Origin of the sequence: Paenibacillus uliginis N3/975 (assembly GCF_900177425.1) — a bacterium.
GTDB classification, from domain to species: domain Bacteria; phylum Bacillota; class Bacilli; order Paenibacillales; family Paenibacillaceae; genus Paenibacillus_AQ; species Paenibacillus_AQ uliginis.
The window spans coordinates 6,026,913-6,042,350 of sequence record NZ_LT840184.1 but is presented as its reverse complement, the minus strand read 5'-3'; the positions used below and the strand labels follow the sequence as shown (position 1 = coordinate 6,042,350).

Below are 15,438 nucleotides of genomic sequence, written 5' to 3'. Positions count from 1 at the left end.
TTCAATGCTGATTTCTTACTTAGGGAGAGAAGGGACACAAATTATATGCATAAATCAATCGGTTCAACATGGAAAAGATGGGATTTGCATGTCCATACACCAGAGTCAGTTCTTAATATGCAGTATAAATTTGAGAATACGGAAGAATCAACTCAATATGGAGAACAAATTTGGGGAAAATATATTGATAAGCTTGAATCAGCAGATTCATCTGTTTCAGTTGTTGGTATTACTGACTATTGTTCAATAGATGGATTTGAAAGGGTTATGGAATATAAAGATAAAGGCCGGTTAAAAAACTTTGATTTGATACTAGCTAATGTCGAATTTCGTATTGTTCCAATTACGGACAAGAATAAGGCGATAAACGTACATTGTATTTTCTCAAATGAGTTGACAGTGCAGGATATTAGAAGGTTTTTAGATGAATTAAAATATGATTACAATGGGAGTAAATATAGATGTAATAAAGATGATCTTTCTTCTTTAGGAAAGGCATTTAATCCTGCTCTTTTAAATGAGTCCGATTGCTATAAAGAAGGAGTTAATCAATTTAAAGTAAATGTTAATGATTTAAAGAATCTAATAGAAACAGAGCAAAGATACAAAGATAAGATTTTTATCGTTGCAAGCAATAGCTCATCTGATGGTATTTCGGGTCTTAAAGACAATTCTATAGCTTCTACTAGACAAGAATTATATCGAAATGTGCACTTTATATTCTCAGGCAATAACAACGACTGTAAGTACTTTCTTGGTCAGGGAATTGATTCGAAAGATGAGGTCATTAGGAAATGTGGAACTTTAAAGGCATGTTTACACGGATCAGATGCACATGATTTTGATAAGTTGTTTAAACCGGATCTAGATCGGTTTTGTTGGATAAAGGGTGAACCCACCTTTGCGGGTTTGCGTCAGTTACTGTTTGAACCAGATACTAGAGTGAGAATTCAAAAAGATGAACCAGATAGCAAAAAAAATATTTTTTCTTTGAAAAGGTTTAAAATGAACGCAGTGGAAATAAACCAAGAGTTAGGATTTAATGATGTTAATTTGCAATTTAATAAGAATTTAGTGGCCGTTATTGGAGGAAAAGGCTCAGGTAAGACTGCTGTACTGGATCTAATTGCGAATTGTTATAGTGAATACGATAGAAGTCGTCATTATGATTTAAGGGGAAGAGCAACTAATAACAATAATGAAGATCAAAACTCCTTTGTACAGAGGATTGAGAAAGATTGCTCTGATTTAGAGGTATCAATTGATTTTTTAGATGACCAGACTTCATTCACAAAAAAATTAACTGAAAATACTTTCTTTTCTAATGGGCAAGTTCGCTATTTACCACAGGGGAAAATAGAAGAAGTAGCGGGTAATACGAAGGCAATGCACAAAGATATACAGAATTTAATTTTTACCCAATTATCAAAAATAGATGATTACGAATATCGTTCTTATATTGAAATGGATAATAAAATTCTACAAGTTAATCGAGAGATAGCTACACTTATAGCTGAAATTGACATACTAATAGCCGAAACTTCTCCGGAGATTATTGAGGGCCTGAATCGACAGCTTGAAATTAAGAAAGGTGAACTGAAGGATAGAGTAATAAAGTTACTTGATTTTGAAGGTACACTTACAAGGCAAGAAGAAGAAGATACACTCAAGTTAACTGGAAAGTTAAAGGAATTAGATAAACAATTTGAAATAGCGAAAGAATTTATTAGCGATTGTGAGAACTTGGCTAAAGAACTTGATGAAATCCAAGTTTCTATAAATGCTCAAATTGAGAGACTTAATCAACAAAATTCACAGTTAGTAATTGAGGAAGTATCTCGTGTGGATTTTAGCAATATTTTAGCGGCAATTAACAAGAATAAAGTATATGCTACTATAGGGAAACTAGATCTAGAAGATCAGAGAAAGAAGCATACTGAAGATATAAAGAGTTTTACTGGTAGACAAAGTGAGCAGGCTGTTTTGTTGAAAGAGAAGGGTGAATTAGAGAAAGCAAAAGAGGAGATAATTGAAAAAATCTCAGAAATTCGGAAAAAACAGAGTGAGTTAGACAGTAAGGTTGTTGAACTGAATACTAAATATGAGGAACTATTACTTAACTATAAAGGTCAACAAAATTCATATGATCGAATAATTGAAGCCTACAAGTCATCTGAAAAAGACATTCTCCAGAACATTGACTTTAAAGCAGAAGTTTATTTTGATAGAACTCAGTTTGAGGAACTGGCAGATGATATTTTTGATAAAAGGAAACTTCCAAGTGAATTTTTAGATCAAACAGGTAGTAATATTATAGGTTACCTTGAAAATAGTACGGATATAGACATAACAAGCTACAAATTAATAGTCAAATATTTAAGGAAAAATAAAACTATATTTGACTACTTCAAATGGCTTACTCATGACTATTTTCAATTAGATACAAAAGTATATTTTAATGATGTTGAACTATCTAAATTGAGTGTTGGTCAAAAGGGAGCGGTAATATTAAAATTATATTTAGCAGACGGAGATTACCCTATAATATTAGATCAACCAGAGGATAATTTGGACAATAGATTTATTTCTGAAGAGTTGCTTACCACATTCCGAAAAGCAAAAGAGAAACGACAAATTATTATTGCAACCCATAATGCTAATTTAGTAGTTAATTCTGATGCTGAGCAAATAATAGTTGCTGATTTTATAGATAATAAAATTCTATATCGAGCAGGTTCCATTGAGAACTTTGAAATTCGAAAAGAAGTTGCTAGTTTACTTGAAGGTGGGGAAGAAGCTTTTAAACAACGTGAGAGTAAGTATGGGTTTTCAAAATAAAATAGAGATTTAATATAGGCCAGTTATAGATATAAAATACTTGCTTACCTGACTGACCATTTTAAATATTGTACCCAATGGTATGACGAAAAAATATGGTTTAAATATGACTGAGTAATCTTATTTTGGTGCTTTGCTATATTGGGTGGATTAAGTAGGTGTGCAATTTTATATGGAGGGACGAGCATGATAAGCTGATCAGCAACGCGAAGGTTTGTCGCTCCGGGTTCATCGCGAGTACTCATACTCGTAGAAGCTCTATGCCGATTACTCTATAAATTTTATAATGAACTTTTTAACTACGTAATACTATGAAGCCCCCTTATTGAGTTAATAATTATTTCTATTAAATAATAAGGGCTCAAAACTAAAATCAGTGCTTGAGATCCTGTAAGTAGTATCGCTATGGGTTGGAGGGTTCTTCCGATCGCTGTTAAAGCCCGACTTCTTTGTTGAAATGATAAATTGAGGTTGAAATCGGTCTTAAAGGCGAACGCTATCGTTTCTTCAGAATCCCTCCGCCCCTCCGCTTTGTTCATGCGTAGCTTCAAGTACTAATTTTTATATTGAGCCATAATAAGGTGCTTAAATAAATTGCGAAAAGTTTAATATCATATGCCAAGGGAGTACCATTGATGCTGGACTTTAAAGAACTTAATACTGATGGTAATGAGTTTGAATTATTAATAAGAGAAATTTTATTCAATATGGGGATGCGGGTTTATTGGAGTGGAAAAGGGCCGGATGGTGGAAAAGATTTGTTATGTGTGGAATCACCAAAAAGCAAGATACTTCCAATTGAAAAACGCTGGTTAGTTCAGTGTAAACACTATGCTCACGCAGAGAGGGCTGTGCCAATAAGTGATGTGGGCGATATTATAGATTTATGTATTCAACACGATGCCACGGGATATTTATTAGTATGTTCCACATATCCGTCATCGACTGTAGTGAACAAATTAGAAGCAATAAATAGTAGGAGTAACAATTTGTCTGCTATTTTTTGGGATAGTGCAATGTTGGAGAGGTTACTTTCTACACCTAAAGCTTGGACAATAGCACAGCGGTTTTTTCCTGTTTCGTCAAATTTGGATGGGTGGAGGATATATGCAACTGAAAATCCGAATCGTTGGATAATAAATATAATGGGTTATTATATACATCTATCTAATCGTATTGGCTCTTATGCAGAAGTTCACCTAGAAAGTATTAAGAAAAGAATAAATGCTATTGAAAAAATATCAATGCCTGAGTTTCATTCTATAAGACCAAGAGCAGTATATTACGATGATAAAAATGGTTCATACACATGGTACGTTGATTATCTATACCCTACTAAAGAGATTCCGTATTTATCACACGAATCAATAAAACGTTTGCTCGGGCACGGAAATGTACTAGAAGATGGGCAATATTATTCCTTCGACGTACATATATATCCAGTTAACTCAGGCAGTGATCATTATGATATAGATCATTACGATTACTACCAACCGTATTTAGGGAGTTTTGCCTGGGGATATCATCGAAAAGAGCAAATAAATACATATGAAATATATGAAAATGAAAATTGGGAGCTGGAGCTAGGTCAGAGAGAACGCGTAGCTATAGAGTCTTTTGAATCCTTAGTAAGTAACTTTTCAACTTTGGATTTTGTTGAAGTAATACGATCTGAAAATAGTAACTTTGAGGCTATAGATTTATTTAATTATTCAGATGATTGGGAGCAAGTTATCTCAACAAACTCAATCTCACAGGAACAATTATTTTCTGCTTTAATTATTTTCAGGGTTACTGATGAAAATAAATTAGATAATTTAATGAGAAAATTGCCTTTATCAGTTTTAAAGTATTTTAGAATTTCAAAGAGATATGTTTATCTTCCTGATATGAATGAAAAAGAGACACCTGAAGAGGTCTTTGACTGGGAAATAGCAGTTCTTCCTCATGGGAGTGATAAGGTTAATTTAAGATTGATGTTTACTGAATATTTTAATGAATTAAGAGAAATAATTGAAAAATTCAGAGGATAGTTATAGCGATTCTTTTATAGATGTTTTTATTTAATAGTTTGCTTCTATTCATTTTAATTATTTAAGTAGGTGGTTAGATGTTCGGAACAATAATAAGAGATAGCTATAGCAAAGATGAAGTTGGACTGATTGTTGAATGTCTTGATGATTTATGTTGCCCTGATGATAGTATTGGTTGGTCATCTTCCGGAATATATTGTTTCTGGGACTTGAATACAAAAGAAGTATTATACATTGGATTGGCTATAGATCTAACTATTCGATTTATGCAACATAATGGTTTAACATCAATTGATGAGAATGCATGCAAGAAGTTATATATCGAGGAATATTTTCGAAATAACGATAAGATAGGTTTCTCAATATTTGTACAATCTGCAAATGAACAGACCAAAGTGTATAAAAATAGGAATAAGTTTAAGGATATATCGCCTAGTGATCAAGAAGCATTTGAGTTAATTGGTAAGAAATCATATGATCAATTAAAGATAGTTGAAGGAATTTTAATTGAAAGTTTTAGGGAAAAACATAATCGCTTACCAAAGTGGAATAAAATTGGCGGTTCTATTTCGGGGCAAAAAGCCGCGACAAGCGGGAACTATACTATTGTTGACTTATTTAGTAATGGTGCCTCATCCATACTTGTCTCCAAATACTCCTTAAGGGAGTTATCTGAAGATTGTACTGCTCTTTATTTTGAAGAAAATATGCATGCAATGAGGATGTATATGCTATTAATGGGCGTCTCATTTGAAACTGCTAAGCAACTATATTGTATTACACACCAAGATGTATTTAACAGATTGGTTGAAGAGGGATACTTTAATCTTTAGTTATGTTTAATTACTAAATAGCTTAATAACCTGTTAGCGAGCTTCTACTCTGCATCGCCCATGTGCCGAGATTAGGGGCCCAACTTTAGTGGGATACGCTGTCACATTTCCGCCTGGGGTGTGCTGAAGAAGACAATCAGGCTGACCTTAGCGATAGCCGGTTACGGGGCGCTTGCTAAGGTGACATCAAAACCGTGACTACACCCGTAGACACCTATGTGGCGTTGCCTTCGGACAGGGGGTCGACTCCCCTCGCCTCCACCCTGCAAATCCATAACCGCACGAGGTTGTGGGTTTTTTCTATATTTAGGGTATCACTGTAATGAGACGTGATGTCAGGAGTATTCTATCGGGATTATGAGGTGCATACTCGTATGCTATAATTATATATAGCGCAGTTTCATTCGGAAAAATCACATTTCCTATATATAAATCTATTGGACAAGGGGTGCATTGACCAACCATGCACGATTATCAGACTTTCTTGCACCACAAGTTGATTATTATCGGTGCAGGCGCATCAGGACTCATGGCCGCCGTTACAGCGCGGGATTTGGGTATCGATACCGCCATTCTAGAGGGTAACGACCGAATTGGGAAAAAAATCTCAATGACAGGCGACGGTCGTTGCAATATTACGAACGATTCCACTATGACGGATACCGACGACGAAGTAGTGGCTTTATCGGGCAAGTATCACAGCAGTCAGGCTGAATTTCCGTTGCCTGTACTGCAGCAATTCGGCATCCGTCAAACCATTGATTTTTTCAATATGCTTGGATTGCCACTTACAAAATTGAAAGAGGGCTTAATGTATCCGATGTCGCTGCAGGCTGCATCCGTGTTGGATATTTTCGAGCTTGCTCTGGAGGAACGGAACGTTCCGGTATACCTTAACAACAAGGTGCTGGATATTACCGTATCGACGGATCATCCGCGATTCAAGATTACATGCCGAAAAAACGAGACAGACGAGCAGGTTGTCTATACCAGTGAATACCTGTTTATATGTACGGGCGGCCTTACTGGCCAGAATGCGGGGACGGATGGGTCTGGGTATGTGCTTGCTCAAAACATGGGGCACGCCATGGTCGAGCCTGTGCCGGCAATTGTGCAATTAAAGGTGCAATACCCATATATGAAGGCTCTATCCGGCATCAAACTTCAGGGACGAGCCCACATCCTCGTGAACGGCGAGGTCGTTCGCAGCGAGACCGGTGAAATTCATTTCGCCGATTACGGCTTTTCCGGCCCACCGATTCTTCAACTCAGCCGGATAGCCGCCGTTCATCTCTCGAGAGGGGATTCCGTGACTTTATCCATCGATTTGATGCCGAGCCGCACGAAGGAAGAGGTTATCGAATTCTTGGAGATGAACTGGGGAACATTCGCCCACCGGCCGGTCGCGGAATCCTTCATCGGGTTTTTACACAAGAAGCTGATCCCTGTCTTGCTGAAAGAGGCGAGAATCGATCAAGAGCCAAACCTACTTTGCCAGGATCTCTCGTGGAAAACTAAAGGGATCTTTTATAAAATATTGAAGCGTTGGGACTTCAAAGTAACAGATACCCATAGCTTCGAGAAGGCACAAGCGACAGCCGGAGGTATCGTTACAAAAGATCTCTTCGCCGACACGTTGGAATCCAAGCTCGTGCCTGGGCTCTATTTCGCTGGCGAGGTGATGGATGTCGACGGCGAATTTGGCGGCTACAACCTGCAATGGGCCTGGAGTTCCGGCTATGCGGCCGCTATGGCGTTAGGGAAACACATTTTCAAATGAAGCCATTAGAAAAAGGAATGAATTCAACACATATGTATATGTCGAAATCTACAATGCACCACGAGCTGTTCATTATCGGTGCAGGCGCTTCAGGTCTTATGGCCGCTGTTACCGCGCGAGACCGAGGGATCGATGTCGCAATCATTGAAGGCAATGACCGGGTAGGAAAGAAGGTACTCACGACCGGCAATGGGCGTTGTAACATTACGAATCAATCTACGGCGAAGGGTACGGACGAAGCGGTCGCACTATCGCGTAAATATCACAGCAATCAAATGGAATTCCCGCTGCCTGTGCTGCAGCAATTCGGCGTCCGGCAAACCGTCGATTTCTTCAACACACTCGGCCTTCCGTTGATCGCTGTTGAGAATGGCCGGATGTATCCGATGTCGCTGCAGGCTGCATCTGTATTAGAAGTTTTCCGAATTGCACTAGAGGATCGGTATGTTCCAATACACTTCAAAACCAAAGTATTGGATGTTACCGTATCGAAGGGACATCCGCGATTCACGATTTTGTGCCAAACGGAGACAGAGGGAGAGGTCGTGTATACCAGCAATTATCTCTTTATCTGTACGGGCGGCCTTACCGCACCAAAGACAGGAACGGATGGATCTGGTTACACGCTTGCCCAGCGACTGGGACACACACTGATCGATCCTGTACCTGGGATCGTACAATTGAAGCTGCAATATCCGAATCTAAAGGAGTTGTCCGGAGTCAAATTTGAGGGATTGGGCCATATCATCGTCAACGGCGAAGTTATCCGCAGCGAATATGGGGAAATCCTGTTTACAGGCTACGGCGTCTCCGGCCCACCGATTCTCCAGCTAAGCCGGAAGGCTGCGTATCAGCTCAAAAGAGGAGAAACAGTAACCTTATCGCTTGATTTGATGCCAGACCGCACGGAGGAAGAAGTCGTCGATTTTTTGGATACGCATTGGGGGACATTCGGATACCGGACTGTTGCAGCTTCCTTGATCGGCATCTTTAACAAGAAGCTGGTCCCTATTCTGTTAAAAGAGGCGGGGATCGACCAAGAGCCGAACCTCCTATGTCAGGATTTATCGTGGAAAACTAAGAAAATCTTGTGCCAACTCATAAAGCGTTGGGAATTTATCGTAACCGATACCAATGGTTTCACGAATGCACAAACGACGGCCGGTGGCATCGATACAACAGAGTTAAAAGAAGGAACGCTAGAATCGAAGCTAGTGCCTGGGCTCTATTTTGCGGGCGAGGTGATGGATGTGGATGGAGATTGCGGTGGCTATAACCTGCAATGGGCCTGGAGCTCCGGTTATTCCGCCGCGACGGCACTTGCTGATCAACTTACAGGTATCATGGAAAAAGATTGATAGTTGTTTGCTCCTTGCACGCAGGGAACACACGCCGGGGAATTGTGGATTTGCACAGCCACGGTTCGCTTCCATTATGTAAATCCACAACCGTATGGTGATGGATTTTTCTTTATTCCGGCATTTAGTTTTTGTATTGGCTTCACATGCTCTTATAGGCGATTCGCATACAATAGATAACGTATTAAAGATGGTGGGGGTACTGGATGAATACTAGATATCGAATTACGAGAAATGCTGACGGTAATCACCGTGATAAAGTCATGTCTCTTGATGAATGTAAAAGCTATTTTGCAACTCAAACGGATTTTGTATATGCAGAGGAATATTCCTTTCGGTCAGCTGATACGACAGTGACGATTCCGGGAGATTTTTTTCTTTGGCAGCTAGGAGAGGTGACAATTCCATTCCGATATTATGAAGGAGACCTGTATGTAGCAGTATCGCATGAGATTATTTTTCAGAAAATGCTAGAAGTGGTTGAGCATTTAAATGCGCAATATATAGAAGGCTAAGTAGAGAGCACCTAATATGGTGCTCTTTTTAATGCAGTATATCGTATCACTTTTTGGCTGACTGCTTAACATAACAAACAAGCTTTTGATCATATAAATGGTGAATGTATAAATAATATGGCCGAAATGGCTGATCAAATATTGTGTATCGAGACTTTGGAAATGGGGTAACGAGATGACCGATTCCTCTGAATCGCTAGCCGTCCGCTTCGAGAACGTTTCATTTCGATATTCGGAACAAAGTGAATGGATCATAAAGGATATTAATTTCAGCATTACTTCGGGTGAATGGGTAACCATCGTGGGAGGAAATGGTTCGGGGAAATCGACTTTAATTAAAATAATGAACGGCTTGTTGAAACCAAGTTTGGGAAGAGTGTATGTCCTCGGTGAAAATATCGAAATGGAGAATTTACTTAAGATTCGCAAGTGTGTGGGGGTTATTTTTCAAAACCCTGATGAACAGATTGTGGGAATAACCGTTGAAGAGGATATTGCATTCGGTTTGCAAAACCTGATGTTTCAGAGGAATGAGATCATTTCGAGAGTAGATCATGTTATGAGTTTACTGAAACTGGAGGAGTTTCGGAACCGTCCAGTTCGAACCTTATCCGGAGGACAGAAACAGTTGGTTGCGATTGCGGGCATACTTGTCATGCATCCCAAAATTATCGTTTTCGATGAAGCTGCATCCATGTTGGATCCACAAAATACCGCCAATTTGCACAGCTTAATGTCTGATCTTCATCGAAAGGGATTCACTGTCATCCAGGTGACTCATGATCCGGAGGACATATTAAGGGCAGATCGGGTATTGGTATTGAATCAAGGTAGACTTGCTTTTGAGGGGGATGTCCCCACCTTAATGAAACAGTCCGAGATTCTCGAAGATGCTCATACACTACCGCCTTTTGTAGTACGCTTCAAAAAAGCGCTTTACAGGAGAGGTATAGAGCTTTCAGGCGGTTGCAAATCGGAAAAGGAATTGGCTAAATCCATATGGGAATATATTTCTGTGATGTAAGCTATACGCATGCCAAAAGGACGCCTATGGAGCATAGAGCGGTTAAGTGTATTACTCTTTCCATCCCCGACGGACAAATTATTGCGATCATGGGTTCATCCGGGTCTGGAAAATCCACGTTGGGACAGATCTGTGCGGGTTTGTTGAAACCGGATAAGGGTACAGTGTATGTGGATAATATCCCGATCGACAACAGAAAAATCCGTTCTCAATTACGGAACAAAATCGCTTATGTATCCCAATTCCCGGAGCACCAGTTGTTTGAAGAAACGGTATTTCTGGATATCGGCTTTGGCCTTCGTAGGATGAAGTATAGCGATCATAAAATAATTACCAAAGTGAAAAAAACAATGGAATTAGTAGGATTGGACTTTGAACGATACAAGGATCGCTCCCCTTTTCAGCTTAGCGGTGGAGAACAAAGACTTGCTGCATTGGCAGGGGCACTGATCAAAGAGCCAAATATTGTTATATTGGATGAACCGACAGTCGGACTCGATCCATTAGCCCGTATGAAGTTTCATGCTTTGCTGACCTTTCTTAAACGAACACGCCGTATATCCATAGTCTACATTACTCATGATCTTCAGGATGCATTGGAGCATGCAGATCGTTTGATCATTTTACATAACGGAGAATTAGTCTATGACTTGAAAGCAACCTCAATCCAAAGAGTACTTGAGCATCCTGGCATTCCTTTATTTCCAACCCCACTACTACGTCTAGTAAAGGAGCTTGAATTCATTTTCCCTGAAATAATCGATTCGGAGATCGTGCAGGAAAACAAGCTCCTCACCTACGTAACCGAGCGACTCATACGTAACTAGGAGATGGACAATGAGTAACCTTGGCGCATTATCCTCCTTGCAGTATGCAGCAGGCGATTCCATACTTCACCGGCTGGACCCCCGCTCAAAATATGGTTTTGCTATCAGTTATTCGGTAACCCTTGTTTCATCCAATTCGTTAATAATGACCCTAGTCTGTATGGTTATCGTCATATTCCTGTATATGTTTTCCGGGCTTCGTCTTCTTATGGTGTGGAAAAGTATTCGAGGTATTATTGTCGTCCTATTAATATTGGCTGGCTTTCAAGCCAGTTTAAATGGGATAGAAGCGGCAGCTCAAATGACGTTAAAAGTGCTTTCTTTTTTCCTGATGATCACGTTGATTTTATCTACAACACCGCCTGAAAAACAAATGGAGGGGCTCCGTAAATTATTAACACCTTTGCGTCGCTTGGGGATAAATACGGAAACGTTCGTGTTTATGTTCTCTGTAGCTGTTATCTATATGCCTCTTCTTTTGGAGGACACAACGCGAATCTTGCAGGCACAGAGAGTTCGTGGATTGCATGGCGGCAGATGGAATATAGCAGGGAGGGGTAAAGATATGTTTTTACTTTTGACACCTATACTCCTCATGATTTTCAGGCGAGCAGAACGATTGTCAGAGGCCATGGAGTCCCGATGTTATCAGCCCGGATGCGAGCGAACTGGTTATTATCAACTGAAAATAGCTAAACACGATATAATCGTTTTAATCCTGGCGCTCCTGCTTCCACTTATTCTTTTGTACACCAAATAAAGGAAGGAGAGAGGCTTCAGAACAATGCGTGAACTTCTCCTAAATTATTGGACAAAACCGCTACCGCAAATGGAGTCCGAAAAAATATTACCCCGGGTTGGTGCAAACCAAACCAAAACACTGATCACCATTGCGTTTTTCGGCGCTATTACCGCATTATTCCAGTCGGCGGGAGGCTTCTTACCAGGACCGGGATACTTGATCAGCCCGTTTTCTACTGCCCCTATTGTATTGTCGACGCTCATTTCGTTACGCTCGGGCCTTACTGCCTATGCACTTAGCATCTTGTTATTGCTTCTCATTCAACCAAGCGAACTAATCGTCTTTCCATTCACTACAGGATTACTAGGATTAGCATTGGGCTTTAGCATTACGCATTTCAAAAATCGGATTCAGGTTGTATTATTTTCCTCAGTCGCGTTATGGGTTGGTATTGCGCTAGTGGTATATGCCTTTCGCTTTCCATTACTCGGACCGTCGGTCCGGATAAACTTTCAGATTGACATCAGCGTATATGTATTTCTTTTTAGCTTGATTTATAGCGGGATATGGACGGAAATTAGCCTCCGGCTATTAGCGAGATTAAATAAAGCTAAAGAAGGAGTGTGATGTTAGTTGATAAAAGTTAAGGTTGGTTTACGGCCCATTGTAAGTAATTTAAATTTACCCACTGTTTTGAAAACAGCTATACTTCCGGGTGATTCAATTGAACGATTATTTATTGCAACCCAGGTAGGAGAGATCTTTTACATAGGAAACGGAGTTGTAAGAACTTTTTTGGATATTCGCCCGCGAATCATAAAACTAGGTATTTCTAGTGGGGGATATGATGAACGGGGACTGCTAGGGCTAGCGTTTCATCCCGAATTATATTATAACGGTCTTTTCTATCTTCATTTTTCAGTAGCTGGAACCCAAGGTCCAGGCGCCCTTCCAGGTGCTTTTGAATCTTTTAAGCCTAACCCGTGTGATCCCAGAACTTTAAACCTAAGGTGGATAAATAGGGAAATACAATATGATCATATTGATACAGTTGAAGAATGGATTTTACAGCCGAATGGTCAATCTCAAAAACGACGGACATTACTTAACATAAGAAGACCATTTTTAAATCATAATGGTGTCAATAGCTTGAACTTTTCACCTGAAACAGGAAAGCTTGTTTTAACAACCGGAGATGGAGGATCAGGCTATGATCCATTTAATTTAAGCCAGGACGATATGGAAATCGCCGGTAAAATAATTGAAATTGATGTAGTTAAGCATACATTTATCGATAATCCACCTGTAGTCACACGTTTTAATGAACTTCCCGCACCTATTCAGGAAACGCTTACGGTAATTGCCAAAGGGGTTCGCAATATACCAGGCATTTCATTTCAAAGGTATTATAATCAGTACATCAAATATGTGGGAAATGTTGGACAGGATTTGGTAGAGTCGATTTTTTCATTCGTTCATTATAAACCAATACCGGTTACTGAGCTTATTCAAGCTTCTTTAATGAATTCTGAACATGACCAAGAAGGATTTATTAACTTTGGCTGGCGAGGGTGGGAAGGTGCTTTTCCTACTTCGTTTATAAGGGGCTGCTCTGCAAATCCGACTTTGGATGAGAAAATAAATGCTTATTACAATGAAGCAATAAAGACTTCTGTAAGGCGTATTCAGCCTTTAATAAGTTATTTTCATAAAGATCCCAGACCCGATAAGTTTGGAGGAACTGCACTTACAGGTGTCCAGTCATATAGGGGGAATCAAATCCCCGGCTTAACGGGAAGCGTTGTGTTTACCGATCTTGCCCGGAATGAAGGAGCTGGGCCTCCGGTTAGAGGGGTTTTAGCTTATACTAGGGTAAGAACGGATTGTAAACTAAATGATTTTAGTGTTATTGAAACCGATTATAATTTTGGGTCTCAATCAGCTTATTATGTTAGTTTGGGAACGAATTTAGATCAAACCAGACTATATTTAGGGGTTTATGGCTCTATGAAAGTAACTGATTTTAACCAAGGTACTGTTTTTGAAATTGTTCCATAATTCATAGCTATAATCCTCTCTAAGGCATTCCAATCACTATGACTGCCAAAAGGCATGATCCCCATACATAATAAGAAGCACCCGAAAAGCACCCGTAAGGGTGCTTTTTTTGGATCACAGAAACAATTCGATACTAAGAGGAACGACGCTGCAAATACGGTAAACAAAGCTAAACAATATTACACCTGATGCCAATGGGTATGGCATGGTTTCCTCCCATAATGAATTATTCACAGAGGAGAACCGTGAAATGATGAGGCATATATATACCAAATGAAGATTAGAGAAGTCTCCTTGATTTTGAGGGGGCTTTTTTTCATTGTAATAAATTCTATGTTGAATCGATTTCGAAGTAAAAAACAAATTCAGGTGAATGAAAAAAATAAGATAATTTGAAATTTTTTGAAATTAGTAAAGCGGATATATCCATTTTATGGTATGTTATTTTTGTGATGGATGTCATATATATGGGGGCTGCTCAAGGATGATAGGGAATGCCACGAAGAAAGAACGGACGATATTTGATCATGTTGGAAATACGATCAAAACAGAGGATCGAGAGATTCGAATACTTGTCAAATACGAGGAACCGCTGGTTGTTGTATTAGGAAATATGCTTAGTGATGAGGAATGCGATGAGATCATAGAACTGTCCAAGGAACGACTGCAACGCTCGAGAATTGGGGAAGGTCGTGAGGTCAATCAAATTAGAACGAGCAGCGGTGTGTTCTGTGAGGAGAGTGAGACGGTTACACGAATTGAGAAACGAATCTCTCAAACTATGAATATACCCATTGAGCATGGCGATGGCTTGCAAGTTCTGCTATACACACCCGGTCAAGAGTATAAGCCCCATTATGATTTCTTTGCAGAGACGAGTCGGGCAAGTACCAACAATCGAATCAGTACGCTCGTGATATATTTGAATGATGTGGAGGAAGGCGGAGAAACGGCGTTTCCTATGCTTAATCTTTCTGTTTTCCCCAACAAAGGAATGGCTGTCTACTTCGAATATTTTTATAGCAATCATAGATTAAATGAGCTTACGCTGCATGCAGGTTCACCAGTGATCAAAGGGGAAAAATGGGTGGCAACGATGTGGATGAGAAGACAAAGCTTTCGGGTGTCTTAGAAGACCAATGGAAAGATATTTGTTGGTTCAGGTATGTCACGACGTTATCTATGCAGTGTCTTTTTTGTATACAAATCTATTATTCTGGTGAGGTGAAGTCTGGTTCATCATCATCAGGAGTTTGAGTATCATGAATGATGCCATACCTGTGATGACTGTATTTGCGGTCAGTCTTTACAAAATCTAAAGCCTGCTCTAGCTATCGCGGATCAAGTTTTCATCATAGATAATAAGACGCTGATGCAATCAATGGATATCCCAGAAAAATATTACGATGGCCTACGGATTTATCCTATTC

General features: G+C 39.6%; 12 protein-coding genes and 1 other RNA gene. All 13 read left to right on the top strand.

Annotation, left to right across the window (positions count from 1 at the left end; genetic code table 11):
- The first annotated feature begins 45 nt into the window (after positions 1-45).
- The 13 genes from B9N86_RS28035 to B9N86_RS27980 all read left to right on the top strand — a co-directional run bounded on the left by B9N86_RS28035 (position 46) and on the right by B9N86_RS27980 (position 15,140).
- Positions 46-2,838 (top strand): TrlF family AAA-like ATPase, encoded by a 2,793-nt coding sequence (locus tag B9N86_RS28035; protein ID WP_208916397.1) that lies wholly within the window; start codon positions 46-48, stop codon positions 2,836-2,838.
- Between the two features lie 635 nt (positions 2,839-3,473).
- Positions 3,474-4,871, top strand: coding sequence for a restriction endonuclease (locus B9N86_RS28030; protein WP_208916395.1), 1,398 nt, complete (start codon positions 3,474-3,476; stop codon positions 4,869-4,871).
- A gap of 77 nt (positions 4,872-4,948) precedes the next feature.
- A complete protein-coding gene (locus B9N86_RS28025; protein ID WP_208916393.1) occupies positions 4,949-5,704 on the top strand; it encodes a GIY-YIG nuclease family protein in 756 nt (251 codons plus the stop codon).
- Positions 5,659-5,968: a transfer-messenger RNA gene (ssrA, locus tag B9N86_RS31075) on the top strand. The genes B9N86_RS28025 and ssrA overlap by 46 nt, the downstream gene beginning before the upstream one ends.
- Positions 5,969-6,167: 199 nt before the next feature.
- Entirely contained in the window at positions 6,168-7,484 is a 1,317-nt protein-coding gene (locus tag B9N86_RS28020; RefSeq protein ID WP_208916391.1) for a BaiN/RdsA family NAD(P)/FAD-dependent oxidoreductase, read from the top strand.
- Positions 7,485-7,522: 38 nt separating this feature from the next.
- Positions 7,523-8,842 carry a BaiN/RdsA family NAD(P)/FAD-dependent oxidoreductase gene (locus B9N86_RS28015; protein WP_244562875.1) on the top strand — a complete coding sequence of 440 codons (1,320 nt, stop codon included), beginning with the start codon at positions 7,523-7,525 and terminating at the stop codon, positions 8,840-8,842.
- Between the two features lie 206 nt (positions 8,843-9,048).
- Entirely contained in the window at positions 9,049-9,357 is a 309-nt protein-coding gene (locus B9N86_RS28010; RefSeq protein ID WP_208916389.1) for a hypothetical protein, read from the top strand.
- Between the two features lie 175 nt (positions 9,358-9,532).
- Positions 9,533-10,381, top strand: coding sequence for an ATP-binding cassette domain-containing protein (locus tag B9N86_RS28005; protein ID WP_208916387.1), 849 nt, complete (start codon positions 9,533-9,535; stop codon positions 10,379-10,381).
- A complete protein-coding gene (locus B9N86_RS28000; RefSeq protein WP_208916385.1) occupies positions 10,357-11,208 on the top strand; it encodes an ATP-binding cassette domain-containing protein in 852 nt (283 codons plus the stop codon). Before B9N86_RS28005 ends, B9N86_RS28000 begins: the two co-directional genes overlap by 25 nt.
- Before the next feature lie 10 nt (positions 11,209-11,218).
- Complete coding sequence (locus tag B9N86_RS27995) at positions 11,219-11,968, top strand: energy-coupling factor transporter transmembrane component T family protein (protein ID WP_208916383.1); 750 nt, start codon at positions 11,219-11,221, stop codon at positions 11,966-11,968.
- Positions 11,969-11,992: 24 nt separating this feature from the next.
- On the top strand, positions 11,993-12,577 hold the full coding sequence (locus B9N86_RS27990) for a hypothetical protein (RefSeq protein ID WP_208916381.1): 585 nt from the start codon (positions 11,993-11,995) through the stop codon (positions 12,575-12,577).
- A 6-nt stretch (positions 12,578-12,583) separates the two neighbouring features.
- Positions 12,584-14,008, top strand: coding sequence for a PQQ-dependent sugar dehydrogenase (locus tag B9N86_RS27985; protein WP_208916379.1), 1,425 nt, complete (start codon positions 12,584-12,586; stop codon positions 14,006-14,008).
- A gap of 484 nt (positions 14,009-14,492) precedes the next feature.
- Complete coding sequence (locus tag B9N86_RS27980; RefSeq protein ID WP_208916376.1) at positions 14,493-15,140, top strand: 2OG-Fe(II) oxygenase; 648 nt, start codon at positions 14,493-14,495, stop codon at positions 15,138-15,140.
- The last annotated feature ends 298 nt before the right edge of the window (positions 15,141-15,438 follow it).

Coding starts and splice junctions, on each gene's coding strand:
- B9N86_RS28035 (WP_208916397.1), top strand. CDS start 46: ATGCATAAATCAATCGGTTCAACATGGAAAAGATGGGATTTGCATGTC.
- B9N86_RS28030 (WP_208916395.1), top strand. CDS start 3,474: ATGCTGGACTTTAAAGAACTTAATACTGATGGTAATGAGTTTGAATTA.
- B9N86_RS28025 (WP_208916393.1), top strand. CDS start 4,949: ATGTTCGGAACAATAATAAGAGATAGCTATAGCAAAGATGAAGTTGGA.
- B9N86_RS28020 (WP_208916391.1), top strand. CDS start 6,168: ATGCACGATTATCAGACTTTCTTGCACCACAAGTTGATTATTATCGGT.
- B9N86_RS28015 (WP_244562875.1), top strand. CDS start 7,523: ATGTCGAAATCTACAATGCACCACGAGCTGTTCATTATCGGTGCAGGC.
- B9N86_RS28010 (WP_208916389.1), top strand. CDS start 9,049: ATGAATACTAGATATCGAATTACGAGAAATGCTGACGGTAATCACCGT.
- B9N86_RS28005 (WP_208916387.1), top strand. CDS start 9,533: ATGACCGATTCCTCTGAATCGCTAGCCGTCCGCTTCGAGAACGTTTCA.
- B9N86_RS28000 (WP_208916385.1), top strand. CDS start 10,357: ATGGGAATATATTTCTGTGATGTAAGCTATACGCATGCCAAAAGGACG.
- B9N86_RS27995 (WP_208916383.1), top strand. CDS start 11,219: ATGAGTAACCTTGGCGCATTATCCTCCTTGCAGTATGCAGCAGGCGAT.
- B9N86_RS27990 (WP_208916381.1), top strand. CDS start 11,993: ATGCGTGAACTTCTCCTAAATTATTGGACAAAACCGCTACCGCAAATG.
- B9N86_RS27980 (WP_208916376.1), top strand. CDS start 14,493: ATGATAGGGAATGCCACGAAGAAAGAACGGACGATATTTGATCATGTT.